This window comes from Tatumella sp. UCD-D_suzukii (assembly GCF_000611875.2).
Lineage (GTDB): Bacteria > Pseudomonadota > Gammaproteobacteria > Enterobacterales > Enterobacteriaceae > Tatumella > Tatumella ptyseos.
This window is the reverse complement of the sequence record NZ_JFJX01000001.1, coordinates 84062-103021: the sequence shown is the minus strand read 5'-3', so window position 1 is coordinate 103021 and position 18960 is coordinate 84062. Positions and strand designations below refer to the sequence as shown.

20 protein-coding genes are annotated in these 18960 nt (G+C 54.1%); 1 reads left to right on the top strand and 19 read right to left on the bottom strand.

Annotated elements, in window-relative coordinates; translation table 11 throughout:
* Window positions 1-105: 105 nt before the first annotated feature.
* Window positions 106-1455, bottom strand: a complete 1350-nt coding sequence (locus CG67_RS00510; protein ID WP_025901026.1) for an NCS2 family permease — start codon at window positions 1453-1455, stop codon at window positions 106-108.
* 155 nt (window positions 1456-1610) lie between these two features.
* Window positions 1611-2141 carry a redox-sensitive transcriptional activator SoxR gene (gene soxR, locus CG67_RS00505; protein WP_025901025.1) on the bottom strand — a complete coding sequence of 177 codons (531 nt, stop codon included), beginning with the start codon at window positions 2139-2141 and terminating at the stop codon, window positions 1611-1613.
* 100 nt (window positions 2142-2241) lie between these two features.
* Here soxR and soxS point away from each other — a divergent pair, with 100 nt between their 5' ends.
* Complete coding sequence (gene soxS, locus CG67_RS00500) at window positions 2242-2652, top strand: superoxide response transcriptional regulator SoxS (protein WP_025901024.1); 411 nt, start codon at window positions 2242-2244, stop codon at window positions 2650-2652.
* A 24-nt stretch (window positions 2653-2676) separates the two neighbouring features.
* On the opposite strand, the gene CG67_RS00495 is transcribed toward soxS, so the two are convergent.
* The 17 genes from CG67_RS00495 to CG67_RS00415 all read right to left on the bottom strand — a co-directional run bounded on the left by CG67_RS00495 (window position 2677) and on the right by CG67_RS00415 (window position 18960).
* Window positions 2677-3006 carry a hypothetical protein gene (locus CG67_RS00495; protein WP_025901023.1) on the bottom strand — a complete coding sequence of 110 codons (330 nt, stop codon included), beginning with the start codon at window positions 3004-3006 and terminating at the stop codon, window positions 2677-2679.
* 149 nt (window positions 3007-3155) lie between these two features.
* Window positions 3156-5537, bottom strand: a complete 2382-nt coding sequence (locus CG67_RS00490; RefSeq protein ID WP_025901022.1) for a glucose/quinate/shikimate family membrane-bound PQQ-dependent dehydrogenase — start codon at window positions 5535-5537, stop codon at window positions 3156-3158.
* 602 nt (window positions 5538-6139) lie between these two features.
* Complete coding sequence (locus tag CG67_RS00485) at window positions 6140-6880, bottom strand: C40 family peptidase (protein ID WP_025901021.1); 741 nt, start codon at window positions 6878-6880, stop codon at window positions 6140-6142.
* Window positions 6880-7800, bottom strand: a complete 921-nt coding sequence (locus CG67_RS00480) for a flagellar motor protein MotB (protein ID WP_025901020.1) — start codon at window positions 7798-7800, stop codon at window positions 6880-6882. Before CG67_RS00480 ends, CG67_RS00485 begins: the two co-directional genes overlap by 1 nt.
* Window positions 7797-8666, bottom strand: coding sequence for a flagellar motor stator protein MotA (gene motA, locus CG67_RS00475; RefSeq protein WP_025901019.1), 870 nt, complete (start codon window positions 8664-8666; stop codon window positions 7797-7799). The genes CG67_RS00480 and motA overlap by 4 nt, the downstream gene beginning before the upstream one ends.
* Entirely contained in the window at window positions 8660-9379 is a 720-nt protein-coding gene (locus tag CG67_RS00470) for a FliA/WhiG family RNA polymerase sigma factor (protein ID WP_025901018.1), read from the bottom strand. The genes motA and CG67_RS00470 overlap by 7 nt, the downstream gene beginning before the upstream one ends.
* Before the next feature lie 9 nt (window positions 9380-9388).
* Entirely contained in the window at window positions 9389-9832 is a 444-nt protein-coding gene (locus tag CG67_RS00465; protein ID WP_160318950.1) for a flagellar basal body-associated FliL family protein, read from the bottom strand.
* A 22-nt stretch (window positions 9833-9854) separates the two neighbouring features.
* Window positions 9855-11096 carry a flagellar hook-length control protein FliK gene (locus CG67_RS00460; RefSeq protein WP_025901016.1) on the bottom strand — a complete coding sequence of 414 codons (1242 nt, stop codon included), beginning with the start codon at window positions 11094-11096 and terminating at the stop codon, window positions 9855-9857.
* A 4-nt stretch (window positions 11097-11100) separates the two neighbouring features.
* Complete coding sequence (locus CG67_RS00455) at window positions 11101-11403, bottom strand: hypothetical protein (RefSeq protein ID WP_025901015.1); 303 nt, start codon at window positions 11401-11403, stop codon at window positions 11101-11103.
* A gap of 1 nt (window position 11404) precedes the next feature.
* A complete protein-coding gene (gene fliS / locus CG67_RS00450) occupies window positions 11405-11791 on the bottom strand; it encodes a flagellar export chaperone FliS (protein ID WP_025901014.1) in 387 nt (128 codons plus the stop codon).
* Between the two features lie 12 nt (window positions 11792-11803).
* A complete protein-coding gene (gene fliD / locus CG67_RS00445) occupies window positions 11804-13078 on the bottom strand; it encodes a flagellar filament capping protein FliD (protein WP_025901013.1) in 1275 nt (424 codons plus the stop codon).
* 180 nt (window positions 13079-13258) lie between these two features.
* Complete coding sequence (locus tag CG67_RS00440; protein WP_025901012.1) at window positions 13259-14122, bottom strand: flagellin; 864 nt, start codon at window positions 14120-14122, stop codon at window positions 13259-13261.
* 93 nt (window positions 14123-14215) lie between these two features.
* Window positions 14216-15238, bottom strand: a complete 1023-nt coding sequence (locus tag CG67_RS00435) for a hypothetical protein (RefSeq protein WP_025901011.1) — start codon at window positions 15236-15238, stop codon at window positions 14216-14218.
* A 2-nt stretch (window positions 15239-15240) separates the two neighbouring features.
* On the bottom strand, window positions 15241-16152 hold the full coding sequence (locus tag CG67_RS00430; protein ID WP_025901010.1) for a hypothetical protein: 912 nt from the start codon (window positions 16150-16152) through the stop codon (window positions 15241-15243).
* A 14-nt stretch (window positions 16153-16166) separates the two neighbouring features.
* The gene (gene flgK, locus CG67_RS00425; RefSeq protein ID WP_025901009.1) at window positions 16167-17516 is read right to left on the bottom strand and encodes a flagellar hook-associated protein FlgK; all 1350 of its coding nucleotides are present in this window, start codon (window positions 17514-17516) and stop codon (window positions 16167-16169) included.
* A complete protein-coding gene (locus CG67_RS00420) occupies window positions 17516-17890 on the bottom strand; it encodes a rod-binding protein (protein WP_025901008.1) in 375 nt (124 codons plus the stop codon). Before CG67_RS00420 ends, flgK begins: the two co-directional genes overlap by 1 nt.
* Complete coding sequence (locus CG67_RS00415) at window positions 17887-18960, bottom strand: flagellar basal body P-ring protein FlgI (protein ID WP_029990526.1); 1074 nt, start codon at window positions 18958-18960, stop codon at window positions 17887-17889. Before CG67_RS00415 ends, CG67_RS00420 begins: the two co-directional genes overlap by 4 nt.

Below are 18960 nucleotides of genomic sequence, written 5' to 3'. Positions count from 1 at the left end.
CGGAATGCCCATAGTGTAAAACAAAACCATTACAATACGTGCATCCTGATGTGCGACAGACCATAATTGTCAGAGGTTTACAGTGTAATCCCCCGGGGACAGGCGCTAAAGCGCCCAGCCTCCTGCGTAAAATATCGCCAGCGCCGCAGCAATAATCACGATGGCACTGTTCAGCTTCCGCCACTCACCCGCAAACAACCGTCCGATGACCAGGGTCACAAACCCCAGCATAATCCCGGTCACGATATTACAGGTCAGTACAATAAACACGGCGGTGACCAGTCCCGACATGGCATCCACAGTATCGCCGGAAACGACTTTGGCGACATTTTTTAACATCAGTAAGCCGACATACATCAGCGCCGGTGCCGTGGCATACGCCGGAACCAGACCGGCCAGCGGCGACATAAACAACACCATTAAAAACAGCAACCCGACCACCACGGCCGTCAGCCCGGTTTTCCCGCCTGCAGCCGTTCCTGCCGCTGACTCGATATAGACTGCCGCCGGGGAAGCCCCGACCACTGCGGCAAACAGGCTGGTCACCGAATCACTGGTCAGTGCTTTTCCGCCGTTGATAATTTGCCCGTCGTCATCCAGCAGATCGGCCTGACCGGCCACCGCACGGATGGTGCCGCTGGCATCGAAGACCGCCGTCATGACCAGTGCCAGTACCACGGGTAAGACCGCCGGATGTAATGCTCCGGCGATATCCAGGCTGAACCACTGCGAATGCCCCTGAGCATCCTGCAGGTGAGGCAAAGCAAAAATGCCCTGATAGCGGATAGACGGATCAAGCCACAATCCTGCCAGAGAAATGGCAATGATCACCCAGACGATACTGCCAGGGACACGACGTTTTTCGAGGCCGATAATGGCAGCCAGTCCGCCCAGCGCCATCAGTGCCTGAAGCGACGTAAAATGCCCCAGCGCAACCGGTAAACCCGCTTCCGGATTTTTTACCACCAGCCCGACACCGTTTGCGGCGATCAATAACAGAAATAAGCCAATCCCGACGCCGGTTCCGTGGGCGATGCCCTTAGGAAGGTTACGTAAGATCCAGCCCCGGATGCCGGTCACAGAAACCAGGGTAAACAGCACGCCCATCAGAAACACCGCTCCGGTCGCCACAAGGACAGAGATATGTTTGCCAATCACCAGGCTGAATGCCGTAAACGCCGTCAGTGATATCGCACAACCTATCGCCAGCGGCAGATTTGCCCACAATCCCATCAGCAAAGAACCAAAACAGGCCACCAGGCAGGTCGCAACAAAGGTTGCCTGGGGCGAAAACCCGGCAGAACCCAGCATCTCCGGCACAACAATCACTGAATAGACCATGGCCAGAAAGGTAGTAAGCCCGGCAATCACTTCCTGGCGCAGACTGCTGCCCCGCTCAGAAATTTTAAACCACCTGTCCAGCCGTCCTGAAGATGGCCGCGGGTCGTAAGACATAAAAAGTCCTCTGGTATAGATATTATTATTTATTAGTGATGCGTCTGTCGTCAGAGCAGCATTTTTTTGAGATGGCGGCGGATGCCGCCGGAGCAGGATAAACACGCGTCACCGCCCCTGAAAGGTCGGTGATTATCCGGTTATAAGAGCGACTTTCAACCTTTGTTTTGGAATTGCTTCTTTTGCCGGCCTGACAGCGCAGCAGAATGGCCGTCGGCGTGCTCTTCCTGCCCTTGTTCCAGCAGGACCGCCCCCTGCCCGCGGTCAGCTAAATGATCCCCCGGATTACGTAACGGACAATCCCGCATGGATAAACAGCCACAACCGATACAGCCGTTCAAATCATCCCGCAGGCGGGTCAGTGATTCTATCCGCTTATCCAGTTCTGCCCGCCAGTAACCGGTCAGCGTTTCCCACTCACTGGCAGACATCCGTTTATCTGCAGGCAGTAAGGCCAGGTTATCGCTGACCTCGGATAACGGCAGGCCGATACGCTGAGCCACCTTAATAATGGCGACACGGCGCAGCACATCACGGCTATAGCGGCGCTGATTGCCGCTATTTCTGCTACTGGAGATCAGCCCCTTACTCTCGTAGAAATGCAGCGCGGAGACAGCAACCCCGCTTCGCCTGGCCACCTCTCCGGGGGTCAGTACCGGCTTAGGATAATTTCTCTCTTTTTTCATTTCATGCTTTACCTCAAGTTAACTTGAGGAATTATACTTCAGACCGTTGAATATTTCGAACTCCCGCCCCGGGTACAGATATCGCCGTAAGGACAGGACTATGATGCAAGAAGAGATCATTCATTCGCTCACCCAGTGGATTAATCAGAATCTGGGTAAACAATTATCGATCGATGAAGTCGCCGCCAAATCAGGATATTCGAAATGGCACCTGCAACGTATGTTCCGTGCGGTCACACAGCAGACACTCGGGGACTATATTCGTGAAAGACGCCTGGAAATGGCGGCCGATGCCTTGTGTAAAACACGGCGGCCGGTCTTCGATATCGCTTTGCAGTTTGGCTACGATTCGCAGCAGACCTTTTCACGCGTATTTCGCCGGCAGTTTGATCAGACACCGACCGCATACCGTCAGGCCATGCGTAGTCAGATCCCGAGAGGCTCTTCCGCTCCCCGTCATGAAAGCGCTCGTGGCGAGCGACATACTCCGTTAGCCTCCGGGATCTTATAATCCTGTCGTTTCCCTGTCTTATCTCTACTGCGGGAGTGCATGCCCCAGCCTGCCTCCCTCTTTAGTCTTCTCTCCCCTTTTCCGTGCTCCCCGGCCTGATAGCGATTTCCCGGTGTCATCCCGTGACTGCCCGCCAGACCCGGCCGGAAATAACGTCACCGTTACGCTTCTCCCGGCAGCCTTCAGGCTCAGCCTCCCCCGGCACTGCCACTCAATACTGCCAATACCGGCCCGCAGTAATATCGTTGCCTCACCCGGTTTCAGCAGGTGTGAGATCTTCTCCCCGGCCACCAGGCACTGACCCGCCGATACGTGTCCGTAACGCCATAGCGTCGTCCCGGTATCAGATGTCACTCCGGTACGATCCCTTGTCGTTTAGCGAATGGTGACCTGGCCCGCTGAAAAAAGGGCAAAAAAATCCCCGCTGACATTCGCATGCCGGCGGGGATGGATTTACCTGGTCTCTGACAGCGGACACCCCGGGGTGCCCGCGTCATTAACACTTAAGGTAATTTATAAGCAACGATGTAGTCACCCAGTTTGGTACCGAACGAACCGTGGCCGCCGGCAACAATCACCAGATACTGCTTACCGTCTACTTCATAGGTCATCGGTGTTGCCTGACCCCCTGCTGGCAGACGAGCCTGCCACAGCAGTTTGCCGTCACGCACACTGTAAGCACGGATGTAGTCATCCAGTGTTGCAGCGATAAAGAATACGTTACCAGCCGTCGTGATTGGTGCGCCCAGCATTGGGGTACCGACAGTCATTGGTGGTAATGGGATCGGACCGCCGCTGTCACGGATAGTACCGATACGTTTTTTCCACACAATTTTGTTGGTTTTCAGGTCAATCGCTGAAACGAAGCCCCATGATGGTTCCATACAAGGCAGACCTAATGGTGACAGGAATGCACTCAGTTCAACACCATAAGGAACACCGTACATGTGCTGCAGACCGGCTTCTGAACCTGAACCACCCGCTGCACCTTCACCAGGTTCCTCCGGGTTGTTCGGACCACGAGGGATCAGTTTAGAAACGAATGGCAGCTGCATCGGGTTAGCAATCGCGAACTGATCCTGACCGTTCACTGAAATACCGCCCCACTCGAACATCCCCAGGTTACCCGGGAATACCAGAGTACCCTGCTCTGAAGGAGGAGTGAAAGTCCCTTCGTAACGCAGGCGATGGAACATGATACGACACACCATCTGGTCGAACATGGTGCCGCCCCACATCTGCTTACCGGTCAGCTTAGCCTCAGGACGGAAAGTCAGGTCTGAGAATGGCTGAGTCGGAGACAGGTGGTCACCTTTGGCAGGGCCCTGTGGTACAGGACGCTCAGTGGCAGGAACCACCAGCTGGCCGGTTTCACGGTTCAGGACAAAGATGTTACCCACTTTGGTCGGAACATAGATGACCGGAATGGTTTTACCGTCTTTATCGGTGATATTAGCCAGTGAAGGCTGTGCCGGAATATCCATATCCCACAGGTCGTGGTGGACAGTCTGGTAGAACCAGGCTTCTTTACCGGTAGAGGCGTGTAACGCCAGGATACCACTCGCATAACGTTCCTGATCAGGAGTACGATCGCCACCCCAGATATCCGGTGTGGTGACACCCATAGGCAGGTAGACTAAATCCAGTTTGGCATCGTACGCTGCAGGTGCCCAGGAGTTAGGGGAGTTAGGCGTATAGTGCTGACCGTCTGCCGGGATAGCGTTAGGATCTTTCGCACCCGGGTCGAATGCCCATACCAGTTTACCGGTATTCACATCGAAGCCACGGATAACACCTGAAGGCTCACGGGTTGAGTAGTTATCAGTCACCGCACCGGCAACAACAATCACGTTATTGGTGATCACCGGCGGTGAAGTTGGCTCATAGCCACCCGGATAAGCGTTAGGCTGCTGATGTTGCAGATCCAGCGTACCGTTGTTACCGAAGTCTTTACACAGTTGTCCGCTTTCTGCATCAACAGCAATCAGACGACCATCGTTGACCGGCAGGTAAATACGACGTGAACACATTGCCGGAGCCACAGGAGCATTACCCGGAGCCACTGCTGGCTGAATTTCATGGTAAGCAACACCACGACAAGTCATGTGCTGGAAGGTCGGGTTGTATTTGATCTTCGGATCAAAACGCCATTTTTCTTTACCGGTCGCTGCATCGATGGCGACCAGGATCTGGTGCGCAGTACAGGTATAGAGCAGGTTACCGACTTTCAGTGGCGTCGCTTCGTTGGTGATTTCACCCGGATCATCCGCACGCTTCAGGTCGCCCGACTGATAAACCCAGGCCACTTGCAGGTTTTTAACGTTAGTGTCGTTAATCTGGCTCAGCGGAGAATAGCGGTCACCGGCCTGAGTACGGCCATAAGCTTCCCAGTTTGCTGCCGGCATATTCGCGCCTGGCTGCTCAACGCCGGAATTCTGAAGGTTCAGAGTGCCGTAGACTGACTGAGGATCCTTACCGAAGAACGCCGTCACTACCATCGCCAGGTTAATCACAATTGCGATAACCATCAGAGCGGTAGATTTCTTGTTAGGCGCTGCCAGCTGGCGGTAGACGAACGGCAGGATCATCCAGATACCAAACAGTACCCAAATATCCAGACGTGGCGCCAATGCCCAGAAGTCCAGACCGGCTTCGTAGTAGGACCAGATAGCGGTCGCTAACAGGATGAGTGCGTAAAGATAAAAAGCACAGCTTCTTTTCTTTAACAGCAGGACAGTAAACACCGCCATCGCGATGCCGCTGATCAGGTAGTAAGCACTGCCACCCAGGGAGAGCAACCAGCCACCGCCGATGATCAACCACAGGGTACAGAATACCGATATAAGTAGAGTGATGAGGCGTAAGCCTCTGGATTGCCGTGACATTCAATTAACCTTTAAGTTAACAACTGTATACATACGTAAAAGTTGCAATAGGGTATTCCTTTTTTCTGTCTATTAGTATCGTTTTTTGTGATCAGAGCACATTGACAATAACATTTGTTAATATTTCTCATGACAATGCACCAACAATTATCCTCATTTATCTGAACAATTTCCTGAAAAAAAACTAAACGTTAGCTGCAAAATTAGGAATTTTACCCATTGGCCATATATAGCAAAAAGTTAAATAAAACAAAGCTTAGATGAAAAATAGGAATAAAAAAAAATGCCCTAAACTGTTTAAAAAACAGACTCAAATAAATGGTATCGGTTACATCCTCTTACCCGGTCATTTGTCCGCTGGCATACCGGTGCCGTTACGACACTGATCCTCGTCACAGCCCGTGGCAGCAATAACTCTGGTATCGGGTTTGCCGGGGAAAATACCCCCTCTTATCCGGAACTATAGAGCCCCCGCACGTATTATTTAACTCTCCGTACACTGCCTCCCCGGGAAACGCCTGTGCCTGTGCCTGTGTGGTGACGTTACCGGGCCGTATAGGCTGCGCAGCAAGCTTACGTCCGTGACCTCTGTACCTTACTGATCAGTGGCGCAGGTTACGCTCTGTAAGCACACGTCGCGCACCGGCATAATGCTGTTGCCAGAAGGGCTGGTCCAGCTGGCTGATACGGATGGACAGTCCTGTGCGGGGAGCTTCGATAAACTGATGATTTCCGAGATAAACACCGACATGGTCGGGCACATCACGCCGGTGAATATAGAAAAAGACGAGGTCACCCCGCCGGAGTTCCGTCGTAAAAACCGCCGCCATACGGGTATCTGCAAACAACGCCCGGGCCGTCCGCGGGATGGGCCAGTTAACGTAGTCACGGAACGCAAACCAGACGAGTCCGCTGCAATCAAACCCCTGCCCCGGCGTCTGCCCTCCCCAGCGATAGGGACGGCCAATCTGAGTGTCCAGCGTATCCAGCACTTTTTCCAGTGCAGAAAGTAACTGCGGAGACCCGGTTTCTCTCAGTAATTCATCGGTGGCTAACGGTGCCCAGCCAAGGCCGGTATCGCCTGGAATAATACCTCGCCGAAGTAATGCCAGCGTGGCTTGCCGCTGTTTTTTCTGACGTAATGCCAGCGAATGCGCGGACGTCGCGGCCATGCCTGCCGACATCGCGGCCTGACGCCACAGGCGTTGACGATTACGCTCACGTTCCATTTTCGCGGCTCTGGCTCCGCTATCAGCAGGCTTCGCGGCTTCTCCCTGCGGGGGCAGTAACACGGCGCTGAGCACCACCATCAGCAGCCACGCCCGGGCAGACAGCATTCTCATCAGGGGACATCGGTCATCGAATTATGGTCATGCGGCGACAGCGAGCGGGCCTGAGACGAAAATGTTTCTTCCCACTGCGCCAGCCCCTGCTCCGATAAAATAATAAACTCGATACGCCGGTTAATGGGATTCGTCGGCTGACGGTTATCCAGGGGCTTTTGATCCGCCACGCCGGAAAGCTGGACGATTTTATCCCCGGGAAAGCCGGCATGGAGCATCACCTGCCGCGCAGACTGTGCCCGGTCTACCGACAAGCTCCAGTTATCGTAGTAAGGGTTCTGCGGATACGGGGTCGCATCCGTATGGCCAATAATGATCATATGATCACGGCTTTTATCCAGTACCGGTACCAGTCCGGTCAGGAGTTGCTGAAAATAAGGCGTGACCCTGGCACTCCCGCGTTCAAACATGGCGCGATGGGGATCATCATTCACCACCACCCGCAGCCCCATCGCCAGTTTTTCAATACGCATATTGTTCTGCGCCTTCTGCCCCGCGACAAAGTCCTGTAAGGCAGTTTGCAGGGGATCCTGCTGCGGGGCTGTTTTATCCTGAGCGGCAACCGGAGCTGTCTCTGCCGTTTGTCCCTCCTGGCTCTGCGGGCTCTGCGAGTGAGCGTCCTGCGACGAGGTATGAGGTGAAATATCAGGTGAAACCGATGCCGCCGGATCCTGCCCTGAAAAGGAGATTGGGCTGAAAGAATGGCTTTCAAAAACCGACTGATTATTTAAGGTATACATGATCGCTTTACGATCTTTTTCAGACACCTGCCCCATGATCCACATCACCATAAACAGTGACATCAGAGCCAGCATAAAATCGGCAAAAGCGACTTTCCATGCACCACCATGCCCGCCGGCATGAGTCCGGCGGATATTCCGTTTAATAATTGTTGTCGAATTCTTCTGACGCCCGCTCATAGCGAATCAGGCTCCTGACGGCTATCTACCCAGGCTTCCAGCTGAGAAAAGGAGGGTTTAATTTCCACGGGTAACATTTTTCTGCCGGCATCCACGGCCAGTAAGGGCGGTTTGCCTGCGACCTGATTGACCATAATGGTCCGCAGACATTCAAAAGCGGTCATTTTTTTCTTAACCAATTGCTCCATCGCATTCGCCAGCGGGTCAATCAGGCAATAACAGATAAAAACCCCCAGAAAGGTACCGATCAGTGCGGCAGCCACTTTGACACCGATCACGGCAATCGAGCCATCGATAGACTGCATGGTGATCACAATACCCAGTACGGCGGCACAAATCCCGAAGCCGGGCATCGCTTCCCCGGTACGCTGTAAAGAACGGGAGGCCTGTAACAGATTTTCTTCAACCGAATGGAGTTCCTGTTCCAGCAACCCTTCCAGTTCATGCTCATTGATTTTACCCATCGCCATCATCCGAAAATTGTCGGCAATAAAGGTACACAGCTCTGAATCGCTGGCGATCAACGGATAACGCTGAAACACCTCACTGTCGGTAGGGTTCTCAATATGATTATCCAGGCTGCGGAGTCCGCCATTCTGTACACTATCCAGCAATTCATACATCAGCAGTAATAGCTGTTGTGAGTAATCAGCCGAGTAACTGTTTTTACGCATAACGCCTTTTAACTGGGCAATGATCTGCTTCAGCACCGTGGAGGAGTTCGCCAGAATAAGTGTCCCGATACCGCACCCAAGAATAATGACAATCTCTCCGGGCTGCCAGAAAGCCGCTAAACGTCCGCCTGAATGCATATATCCCCAAATCAGACAGATAAATACAATCAGGATCCCACCAATCTTTAACATACTGACTCACTTTGCTTTAAATGCGCGACTAATTTATCGTTCAACCGTTTGTTCAACTGACAGACCCGGGCTTCACTGATTTCCAGCACCAGCGCTATCTCTTTCAGGTTCATATCGTGCTGATAATAGAGGGTCAGGATCAGCTGTTCCCGCTTATCCAGTACCGCGATGGCCTGTGAAAGCTGCTGCTGACGTGCGTAGTAACGTTCGGGATTGTCCCGTTCGGACCCGAACCGGCCTTCGCCCTCACTTTCCATCACCGCATCCAGACTTTCAATGCTGGCCAGATACTCACTTTGCAGATAATCATGATAGGTCTGAGCATCTATCTGCAGTGCCTGCCGGATCTCCGGCCACTCAGGTTCACGGCCTGTCTGCTTTGCGAGCTGGCGGATTTGTCTGGCAATATCATGGGTCTGTTGTCTGACCGTGCGCGGCCGCCAGTCCGCCTGGCGCAGTTCATCCAGAATGGCCCCACGGATCCGGTATTTTGCATAGCCCGGGAAAGCCTCATCCGGGACCCCATAGCGTCTCAGTGCGGTCAGCAACCCCATCAGCGCAATTTGTTGTAAATCCTGATAATCCATCACCACACTCGCATGGTGAGCAATTTGCCGCAGGATTTTATGGACCAACGGTAAATACTGGCGAACACAGGCTGCTTCCTGTTCCGCACTGAAGGTCTCGTCGAGAGAATATTCAGTGACTGACATCGCAGCGCTTCACTGGAAAACCATTTTACTGATCATCACATCCTCAAACGGCAGCGGGGTGACACCCAGTCGTGCCGCGTCTTCCCGGTACTTTTTAAGCAGCTGATCATGTAATTCGGGGATCTGACGTGCGCGCAGTGCAGCATACGGCTGGTTATTGAGTAGCCCGACCGTTGCACTCCGGACGGCAGGCTCAAAGGCCATGGCCCGGGCAGCTTGTTCCTCCCCTCTCACCACCAGCACCAGGTCGAGTAACAGATAACGTTCGCGGCCGTTTTCTCCCTGCAGGGTAATGATCAGATCTTTGACATCAATAAAGCTTGCCTGCGGCGGGGCACTTTCAAACAACTTACTCAACCCGCCTGCTGCCTCCGGACTCTGCCTGGCAGCGAAAAACCACCAGCCACCCAGTCCTGTCAGCACCAGTAGCAAAATAAGGGATACAATAACCACGGACTTTTTCATTAAGGTGCTCTTATAACGTCATTAAAATAGACTGATCGGTCGATGTTACCGCCGCAGAAGAAAACTGATACTTTCTCGCCATACTGACTTCCCGTTTTTCCTGCTGCTCCCGTTGTGCCTGACGACGTTGTTGATCTCCCTGCGCGGAGACATCAACCTGTACCTGCCCGCCCTGCGTGACGACCAGTTTTTCTTTCAGATCACTGGCGGTTTGCTGCAGAAGTTGCAGGGTGTCCGGCATGTCAGCACTGAGATGAACGACGGTTTTTCCTGACTCCAGATGTAAAGTGATCGCAATGGATCCCAGCTCCGCCGGGTGCAGACGCACTTCTGCGCTCTGTATCTGCTGAGTTGCCTGCCACTGTAAATGCTCACCTAATGCGCTGGTGAGTCGCTGCTGCTGGCTTTCGTGACCGACCGTTAAACTGAACAACTGAGTGACCGGCGATGCCGTCGCCTGAGCCTGTACTTCCGCCGTTACCGTGGATGACGATCCGGGCCGGGTGGCATTTTCATGGCCTCCGCTATACACCGGTAGCAGACTGCTATCCGTCGCCGGGGTGATAGCCTCTTCACCGCCTTTTACCGGGGCAGGCTTTGTGGTATCGGAAACGGTGGAGGGCATTAGCGCCGCTAAGGGGTTGCCATCAGAGGACGTGAGCGCCGGATCATTGTGATACGGCAGATCCGTTGTTGCGCCTGAAGCAGGAAACGGGACTGCGCCACCGGTTGATAACGACGAAGATGCTGCCGGTGAGTGCTCGCGGGGGCGCTGAATACCGGAGGGCAGGACAGGTGACAGGAAGATCGGCACAACACCGGAAGGATCCTGTGGCTTGTCCTGCGGTTGTTCTTCTGCCGGGGGAACCTTTCCGGTTTTCTCCCCGCGGCTATCGCCATTGACCGGCAGCCACACCGGCAGAGCGGTAGCCGACGGTATATTCTGCGCTTGCCCTTCTTCAGCCGCTGTTTCCACAGCCTTTCCGCAGGCCGCGGTTGTCACCGACTGCCCGCGTGCCGGATAGTCAGCCTGCGCCTGTAAACTGTTAAATAAGGACTGCTGATCGGACGGCGTTACCGGTACCGGTCCGGCCGGGGTATCACTGGCTGCTGCGGCCTTCTCCCCGGACGACGGTGTCAGCACCGCCGAAAATGTCGTGTTTCCGCTGCGGGGCACCGCAGGGCCGGAAATATCCGGCCCTGCGGTATTATTGGTAATAACACTCTGACGGGCGACAGGAAATGGCATCATGGATTCATCCGGTAAAACTGTCCTGATCCGCAAAACAGGCATAGGCTGCCATCGCTTCACGCTCTGCCAGCGTTTGTTGTATTTTGTGCCACAGGTCGTCGGCATCACGCTGACATTGGGCCAGCCCGGCCTGATAGGCCGTCCGTAACTGCTGTTGCTCAGTGGCAGAAAGACTCCCCCGCGGGAAGCTGACCGTAATCTGACGATTAATACGCGATAACGCCTGCCAGTCCTGCAGGCGGATAGCCCCGGACAATGCCTCTAACAGTGTGTCCAGCGATGCGTCTGGCAAGTGCTGATTATCCATATTACTGCGCCATTTCCCGCCATCCGGCTTCAATTTCGCCTAATAAGCGTTCCACTTCACTGACCTTATCCACGGATAACTGGTGGCTGGCTTCGTATAAACAGCGCACGCAGTAGTCATATAAACTGGCGAGCGTTTTTGCTAACTCTCCGCCCTGTTCGTAATTTAACGCGCTGCTTAACGCATTAAGAATATCGATGCAACGATTGATACTCTGCGCCTTTTGCGCATAGCGTTTTGCCTGGATATGGCTTTTAGCCCTGATTAACTCATCCATCAGCCCGTTAAACATAATGAGTACCAGTTGATGGGGCGTCGCGGTGGCGACCTGCCTTTCTAAATCCGCAGACTGATAATCGTAACTGCCGTGGGTGTCGTTATCGTACATAATGAATTCTCATCAGCTTAAAAGACTACTTAACGTACTGTTCATCTCCTGCATCGAACTTTTTAGCCGGGTGAACTGTGATAAATAGCGGTTGTAAGCATCGTTATAGCGTGTCGTAATTTTGTCCTGCCGATCGGTTAAATCCGATTGCTGACGATCCAGTACCGCCTGCCGGCTCTGTAATACGCCCTGGCTGGTGCTCAGGTAGCTGTTCATCGTTTTATCAAGGGTGTTCAGTAACCCCTGACTATTAAAAAAGGTATTGATCGATTGCGGGTTCTTCGCCAGTTGCGTTTTCAGGGTGTCACTGTTTAATGTCAGCTTGCCGTCTTTATCCGATGTGATCCCGAAGCTGGTCATATCGAGTCCGTTGACCTGAGTACGGATCTGGCTATTCAGGGTGGTTGTCAGTGACGACACTAAGCCGTCATTACCGCCACTGGCGGATCCCTGAGTATCTAAGACGCTGCGCAGAGTGTTATAGGCATCCACAAAACTCTGCAAATTGCTCTGAGTGCCGCTGGTATCTGTGCCTACAGTAAGCGTCAGCGGTGTATCTGCCGCGGTGACCGACTGCAGATTAATCGTGACCCCCTGAATAAGGGAGTCCAGTTTATTCGAGCTGCTGGTCAGCGCCAGCGACCCGATACTCACTTTGGCGTCCTGTGCCGCCGAGATCTGCGTCCCCTGAGCGAATGCCCCGGCACTCTGGCTATCCAGTTGCTGAGTATCCAGCTGGATCTCGTTGGCAGTACCGCTTTCGTCACTGCTTAACATCAACTGTACTTTGCCGTCAGTTTTTATCAGCGATGCCGTCACGCCGGGATTATCGGAAGACTGATTCACCGCATCGGCAAAGTCGGCCAGCGATGAGACACTGCTCATATCGACTGACATACTTTTTCCCTGTACCGACAGCGACAGTGTTCCGGTGGCCTGCTTCATCATGTCATCGGTAAGCCCGGTATAAGCCGTTTGCTGGGCCGAGGCCAGCTGACTCACGGTCAGGTTATAGGTGCCCCGGTTTGCCTGTGAGGTGGTGGTCACGGTGGCTACTGACGACTGACTGAGTGTCGCGCTATTGTTCAGCATCCCCTGCGTTGACGTATTCAGACTGGCAAGGCTGCTGCGAAACGTCGTTAACGCTGTCTTTAATTTACTCAGGTTCGTGGTCTGCGTCGTCAGCGTCGTCTGTTGAGCCGTCGCCGCATTCTTCGCCGCCTGGATATCATAACCAGCCATCTGAGTGGCCAGTGTTGTCGGGTCAAGTGAACTGATATCGGTCATTATGGCTACATCCGCAAAGAGACTCATCAACGCAAGGCAACTGCTTAAGCAAAAATCATGCCAATAATTAAAGTCGCGGTACCGGTCGATGAGAGAAGAACAAAGCGGAAAGAGACTTTCCGCTTTAACAATCAGGAGGAAGGATCCCGGTCAATGCCCGGGGGATTCACCGGAGATCACTTAGCCTAAGATACTCATCACCAGGCTGGACATGCTGTTAGATTGTTTCAGCATGGAAGTACTGGTCTGTGCCAGCATCTGGCTGCGGGTCATGGTTGAGGCTTCAGAAGCAAAGTCCGCATCCTGGATGTTACCCAACGCCTGGTCGGTATTATCTTTCATATTGGTCAGGTTCGCAGAAGCGTGGCTTAACCCGTTAATAGAGGCACCGAATGCAGAGCGTAAGCTGGAAACGTTATCCAGCGCGGTGTTCAGGGTATCGATCAGGGCGTTCGCATTTTTAGTACCATCGTCGCCGGAAACCGATGCTGACGCCAAGCCGGTGATGCTGGTCTGGACCGCGCTCAGCTGGCTGCTGACATCGACACTGGTGGTTTCCCCTTGCTCAGAACCGGTCTGGAAGGTCATCGCCTGAGTCATTTTCGCCTTGGTACCATCGGCTTTAGCAGTGAACAGATTGTCACCCGCGTATGAGGTGTTGCTCATAATGCTGCCCAGTTCGGTATTCAGGCTGGTCATCTCGGCATCGATCGCTTTACGGCTTTCTGCGGTGTTGGTATCACTCGCGCCCTGAGTCGCCAGGTCTTTCATGCGATACATGATATTGCTGACTTCATCCATTGAACCTTCGCCGGTTTGCAGCATGGTGGAAGCATCAGAGATATTACGCTGAGCGACCGCCATCCCGTTGGTCTGGCCCTGTAAACGGGTCGCGACCTGCAGGCCTGCCGCATCATCAGACGCAGAGTTGATACGCTTACCGGTGCCTAAACGCTCCATAGCACTGGACAGCGTGGTGTTGGCTTTTTGCAATGCATTACTGGCTGACATCGCGGATGAGTTTGTAAACAGTGTAATGGCCATCTGAAGGCTCCTTTAAAAGTGGTATTAACCTGATAACACTGAGTAAAAACGACCCGCCGATCCATAAAATAAAGGGCCGGGTAAAAAAATATTTTACCGGCTATCCACCAGCTGACAGACCAGCGCCAGCGGCAGGTTTGCCTGACAGGCCAGTGCCTGATTTAAGCCGCGATAGTCTCCGCGATAGCCTGCAAGCTGCACTCGTAAATGTTCAGCCAGTGATTGTGCTTTCAGGGCATCCAGTAGCGCCGGTCGCTGTGCCAGCTGACTGTCTACCTGCTGCCGCGAAACATGCAGTTTCTGTCGTTCACTCTGCAGGTGGCGTACTGCCTGCTCTGCCGTCAGAGGGAGTGACCCGGGGTTGCCGGTCAGTAAGTCCTGTAACTGCTGTTCAAAACTGAGCAGGGGCTGCGGTTGCAGTAAGGTTAAGCTGTCCGCCGGAAAACAGACGCCGCCTCCCCTGACGGCCCAATGGCTTAACGACGCCCAGCGATCCTCCGGTACCGTAAATAGCAGACGCTGTTCAGCCAGTTCATAGTGGCACCAGATGTGCGATTGCCCCAGCGCTCTGTTGAGTGTGAAAATACGCTGTGTCAGCGGCATCTCCGGCTCAATCACCAGCGAAGACCAATGCCGGAAGGTGCCTTCCCCCAGCGCAAAAGTGATGACCTCTCGCTGCTCCGTAAACAGTAACGCCTGCAAGGGCGGGCACTGGAAAATCACCCGTGCGGGTCTGTCGAGGCAGGGCTGAAAATTCCGGTCAATCGTGCCACCCGACAGCAGAGCGCGACGGGCCACCCACTGCCTGGCCCGCTGTAATTGCCGGTACCGTTTTTCACTTTCCAGCGGCCTGGCCAGCTGGCGCAGAGCCAGTTCCGTTTCTCCGAGATAATCACTGGCGCGCTGTACTGCCGTAATTTGCTGGTTCAGAAAGGTATTAAAACGTTGCGGGTCACGACTGATCAGCAGTTCGTCCGGGAAACGAAGTCCCCGGTGCGACGGTGACAGTCGTTCAATCACTTCTGCTGTCGGTGTGGCCGGGATACCCCCCGGACGGGCACCGATATCACCGGTACGAAGACGCCCCGGGGCGCCGGAGATAATGGGGGATAACATGATTACATTTCGTCAAATAAGGAGAACTGATTCATCAGACTGTACGCTTTACTGCTGTATTCCACGGTCTGTAACCAGGATTGCAGTTGTAAGGTCGTCTGCGCAGTATCGGTACTCTGTAAGCTACTCAATACTCCACTATTGGCGGTGGTAAGATCGGTATAGACATTTGTCAGCCGGGTGAGCTGATTTTGCCGTGAACCAATGGAGGACACCGCACTACTGACTCTGTCCGAGATATCACTGCTTTGCCGGATAAGTTCGCCGAGTGTCCCGCTATCCGGGGTGGCGTTACTGCCGGTCTGCGTCAGCGATGTCTGTAAGGTCGTGAGCTGATTAAGAAAGCCCATCGCATCCTCCCCGGAAGAAAACAGTGTGCCGGCATCCGTGTTACCGGCTATCCATTGTTGCTGACCCACCTGCACAGACTGTGTCTGATTATTGCCCTGCCACTGATACTGGCCATCCACCTTCACCACCGGTGGCTGCGTATTATTGGTCCCTGCGAACAGATAATGTCCGTTGGCATCCTGACTGTTTAACAGACTGACAATCCCGTCCGTCAGACTGCCAATCTGCGCCGCATACCCCGGGTTTTCAGCACCTGTATGAGAGGCATTGTTCATGCTGCGGAACTGATCCTGCAGTGCCAGTACCTGGTTATTGATGCTGGTCAGCAGTGTTTCCTGGCTGGTGAGTGAGCCCGTGACGGCGGTGATATTCTGCTGATACTGGGCAGTCACTGCTTGTTGCTGTTGCAGGGCCGCGGTGCGTGATGCATTCAGCGGATCCTCTGAAGGCAATGACTGCTTCTGCTGGGTCGATAACTGATCTGACAGCTTCCGGATCTGGCTGTTGCCGTTTTCCAGGGCAGATAACATCCACTGTGGCTGACTGAGACTACTGATCCTCATGCGATATCTCTCCGTTAACTGAATGCGTTCAGTAAATCAGCGAACAATTGATTACCCACCGTCATCACTTTCATATTGGCCTGGTAAGATTGTAAGTACGTTTGCAGGTTCACTGCCTCTTCGTCCTTATTCACCCCGCTCAGATTGTCCCGTTGCTGCTGCCACTGGTCGTTCACGGCGGTGGCGGCGGTCAGCTGACTGCTGCTCTGGCTGTTGGCCAGCGCCAGAGTACTGGTGATCCCGCTGGCCTGATCCGCTAAGCTGCTGTTCTGTGTCTGTCCGCTCGCGGTCTGCAGAGCCAGTAATGCCTGCAGATTATCGCCGTTGGCCGGTCTGTCTTTACTTGCCGACAGCCCGAGTTCACTGGCCTGTAACGCCGTCGTTTTTAAACTCATCACCCCGCTGCTACTGGTGTCCACCGAGAACAGAGCGCCCCCGGACTGCCCGTTCAGGTCATAGCCTTTTGCCAGGGTACTGTTCACCTGGTCGCTGACTGACTGCATTAATCCCGACACCCGGGTTTGCAACGGAGACAGTACCTGTTGCTGGTAGTCATAGAGTGCGCCCAGTTGTCCGCCGACATTCTCCGTCACGGTGGAGGTCTGCTGGTTGAGGCTGAGCCGGAGTTCCCGGACGCCCTGTTCATTCTGAACTGAAGTCGCGGTAGCCGCCTGATCCCCGTCCACCAGCGTGGCTCCGTTGGCCGCCGTCAGGTGATAACTTCCTTCTGATGTTTTCTCAACGGAGACTGACATCAGGCTACTGAGTGATTTGACTTGCTGATCCCGCTGGTCCTGCAGAGTATTACTCTCTGCACCGGGGCCAATCCGCTGAATTTGCTTATTAAGCGCGGCTATCCCGGCAGAAATCTGTGTAATTTGCTGCGTTGCCGCACTCTGCTGGTCAGTGATGCTGGTTTGCTGCCCGGCCAGGGTTTCTGCCGTCTGTGACAACCCGGAGGCCACACCGGAGGCACTGCTCAATAGCTGCTGGCGATACGCCGTGGAATCGGGCTGACTGGTCAGGGCACTCAATGAGTTAAAAAAGGTCGTCAGCAGCGTGCCGGGTTGTGTACTGTCCGTCGAGATCACCTGCTCCAGGGATGTCCCCCAGCTATTCATCGACTGATAATACCCGGCCGCCGTCTGGCTCTGCCACAGTGCCTGATTGATGTGCTGGTCCGTGACCCTCGCGGCATCACTGGTTTTCACCCCGCTGCCGGTCTGAGAAACCACCGTCGCGCTCTGGCTTACCTGCTGACGTGAATACCCTGCCGTTTGCTGGTTGGCAATATTCCCTGCCGCAACCGACAGTTGATTCTGTGCTGCCTGTGCTCCCTGAGAAGCAATAGTGAATAAGTTCATCACGCGCCTTTATCCGCCGTAGTAGTCTCTGTAATAACAGAACGACCCGGCGATGCCTTATCTGAAGGGGCGACGGCAGGTGATAGCTGTTTTACGATCATTTCGGCAAGTCCGGTCGAATGCGTTGCCGCTAACTGTGCACTGAGCTGATCATCATAAAAATCCCGCCACATTCCCTGCTGCTTACTGTCCAGCGGGGAGTCCGGGACCAGCGCCTGCGTCGCCTGCCGCATCTCTTTAATCATCTGCCGCAGAAACTGATCCTCAAATTGTTCTGCGGCCTGAGACAGATTCTGAGGCTTACGCTGTGTCCCGATATCGCCGGGTAACAGCGCCTCAGCCAGCCCGGGGCCGGAGGTCGGCATTAACTTCATATCACCACCAGTTCGGCATCGAGTGCACCCGCTTCGTGAAGCGCCTGCAGGATTGACATAATGTCGTCCGGGGAGGCACCTAATCCGTTTAAGGCATTCACAATACTTCTCAGTGTGGTCGCGGTCGGGATCACCACACTGTGACCACTGCCCTGGCTGACCCGTAATTCGCTTTGCGGGGTCACGGCAGTTCGTCCGCCACTGAGAGCCGATGGCTGGCTGACATTCGCCGACTCACGGATAGTCACCGTCAGGTTTCCGTGGGAAACCGCAGCGGCATGTACCACCACATTTTCGCCGATAACCACCGTTCCGGTACGTGAATTAAAGACCACCCGGGGTGACATCCGGCCTGGCGTGACCGAAACATCCTCCAGCGCAGACATAAATGCCACGCGCGCGCCGGGGCTGCGGGGCGCATTAACAGCAATACGGGTCGCACTTTCCGCCGTGGCCGTCCCCTCACCAAAGGTTCCGTTCAGCGCATTCACAATATTATTGGCCGTCTTAAATTCCGGAAGATGAAGGCTCAGATAGACCTTGTCATTACTTTGAAAGTCAGTCGGTATCTCTCGTTCGACCGTGGCTCCGTTAGGGATCAGGCCCGCCGTCGGGGTATTCACCGTAATACTTGAACCGCTATTCCCCTGTGCCTGGGTTCCGCCAACAACGACATTTCCCTGAGCCAGCGCATAAATTTCGCCATCAGCGCCCCGTAGCTGCGCCAGAAGCAATGTGCCGCCTCGCAGGCTTTTAGCATCCCCGATGGAAGAGACCGTGACATCAATCGACTGCCCCCGGCTATATCCTGGAGGCAGTACAGCACTGACAGCAACAGCAGCCACATTTTTAACTTTAGGGTCGACCTTCGCCGGGAGCTGAACCCCGAACTGACGTAACATATTCGTCACTGACTGGCTGGTGAACCGCACCTGATTTTTATCGCCGGTACCGTCCAGCCCCACGACTAAGCTATAACCAATCAGCTGATTACCGCGGATACCTTCCACATCCACTAAATCACCTAACCGTGCCGCGCTGGCCACATTCACCCCGGCAAAAAAAAACAT